The organism is uncultured Olegusella sp. (assembly GCF_947253395.1).
Lineage (GTDB): Bacteria > Actinomycetota > Coriobacteriia > Coriobacteriales > Atopobiaceae > Olegusella.
In genome coordinates, this window is the sequence record NZ_CAMXYY010000166.1 from 1 (window position 1) to 2,575 (window position 2,575).

Here is a 2,575-nt window from a genome sequence, read left to right on the forward strand (position 1 = left end):
GCATATAACTATGCTTCTATGAATACAAATGTGACAGATCGCGATACAGTGTCGCATGGCATGCATGTTGCGGGGATTATAGGCGCCAATCCAACAGAGGCTTCACCAAATGGTGATATTGTGCGAGGCGTAGCGCCAGAGTGTCAAATATTGGCGATGAAAGTATTTAACAATGATACAACGAGTGCTGAAATCTACACACTGGCGATTGAAGATGCGATCAAGCTAGGGGCAGATGCGATCAATATGAGTATCGGAGCACCACTGGGGAAAATTGGTGATATGCAGCTCAGCGAGAGTGCAACCCTAAGAGCTTTAGAGGCAGCCCGTGACATGGGCGTTGTGGTCACGATGGCAGGTGGTAACGAAGGTGTATACGGAGGTGGCCTCTTCAAACCAACGACGGCAGCACCGGATTACGGCCTGGTAGATAGCCCGTCGATAGCACCACTTGCTCTATCAGTGGCATCTTGCAACAACACCCATGTAACGAGCAAAGTAATGGAGTTAAAGGCATACCCGGATAAGGTTATTTCTTATCGAAAGGGGAACGGACCTGCCTTTGATGATCCAAGTAGGCCTATGAATAATTTTTGTGCCATAGTAGATTGTGGTTATGGTTCTTCTGAGGATGTTGACTCTGCTGTAAAGTCACAGGGAGGTTTATACGGTAAAATCGCCCTAATTCAACGGGGGGGAGACTTAACTTTTGGTGAAAAAGTATTTAATGTAGGGAAAAAGGGTGCAGCTGGGGCAATTATCTATAATGATGCGAATGGGGGGTCTGAATTAGTGAGTATGATGATTTCAAATCCATACCCCGTTATTCCCTCTGTATTTATTGGACACGAGGATGGGAAGTTTTTAATTTCCAAAATAGAAAATAGTGAAGAACCTAAAGTCCGAATTGGTTCACATCATATAAAAACCGCTAACCCAGAAGGAGGGAAGCTCTCAGCATTCTCTTCTTGGGGCCTTTCGGTAGATGGTGATCTTAAACCAGAGATCTTAGCTCCGGGTGGAAATATTTTTTCGACAATAGCTAATGGAAGCTATGTCACTATGAGTGGTACGAGCATGGCGACGCCCCATGTGGCAGGCGCGGTAGCCCTGTTAGGGGAGCGTGCAGATGCTATAGGACTAAGCGGTGCAGAAAAATATACCTTCATAAAGAATATGCTGATGTCTACGGCATCGCCAATTATGGAAAAAGGAGTTTTTGTCTCGCCGCGTGGGCAAGGTAGTGGTCTGATTAATATTGATAGCGCTGTAAAATCACCAGTGTATGCAAAAGGAACAGATGGTCGCAGTGCTGTACTCTGTAAGAACGTAGGTGATAAATTCAGTGTTGATATCACGTTACTAAACTGTGATGCGACTAAGTCGTATAAGTTCAAACCAAAGACATTCCTAACGACGGATGCCATCGAAAACGATCGCTACTCATTGCAGAGTAATCTTTTAGGCGAATATGCTGGAGAAACCGTAGAGGTCCCTGCTGGGGGTGAAGCGAAAGTACACATTAACCTTGATACCACTCCATTTACTGAAGAGCAGAATAAATTACAGCCCTATGGCTATTATTTAGAAGGTTACACTCAATTTGAAGCGATTGATGGTGCTGAAAACATATCGGTACCTTTTGTTGCATTCCATGGTGACTGGGAAAAACTACCTGCGATTGAAGATAGTATTTACAATTTGTCAGCGAATGGGAAGGAACCGATTTATCATAGCGAAAGCTCTAAGCACTTTGACTTTACACATTATGAGACGACATTAAATGGTGAGCGAGTAGTTTGCGGTGAGTATTTGGATGAGAATGGCAATAGAAAATATGACGCAAATAAAATTGCCTTTTCACCTAATGGGGACAATGAAGCAGACTCAATACGCTTTTTTGCTACCTTTACACGCTGTTATCAGAATGTTAAATTTGGCATTTACAGACCTGACGATATTGCACGTGAAGAGCCACTCGCTTTCGATTATAAAACGGATGGAGGCCTAAAGAGTTTCAATTATGGGATGTTAGCACCTCGGTCCTATACCTCGCCTATGTGGGAGTGGTCCGGTGAATCAGCGCCAGAAGGACGTTATGATGCTGTTATTCAAGTGTCACCATACACAAGCCCTCAGAACTACAAGACTATCATACACTCAATCATACTGGATAAAACCCCAGCAAAGATTAAACAGTGCTCTTACGATTCTTTGAGTCGGAAATTCACATTAAACGAAATAACGGACAAAGATGCCGCGGGGAAGAATGAAGGCAGCGGGGTTCGAGATGTAAACCTATCTTATAATGAGAGCGGGACGTTAAAATACATTGAACTTGTAGAAAAGAGTGCAAAAAATAAGGATAGTACTTGGAGAGGTCCCAAAAGCTGGATACTGCCAGTGGGCATAGAGCCAGAGAGCATCAACTTAACCATAACAGATTTTGCAGGGAACAAATTAACTAAACCGCTTCAAGAAGTAATTGACGAAGCATCGTCAAGTAAACCGATCCCTAGTGCTCCAGGCGCACCGAGCATTTTAACAAATGAGGATGGCTCAGTGAGCATCATTC

General features: G+C 43.7%; 1 protein-coding gene. It reads left to right on the plus strand.

Annotated elements, in window-relative coordinates; translation table 11 throughout:
* Positions 1-30 precede the first annotated feature (30 nt).
* On the plus strand, positions 31-2,575 hold a 2,545-nt coding region (locus Q0X25_RS08410), incomplete at its 3' end, for a S8 family serine peptidase (protein ID WP_298581226.1).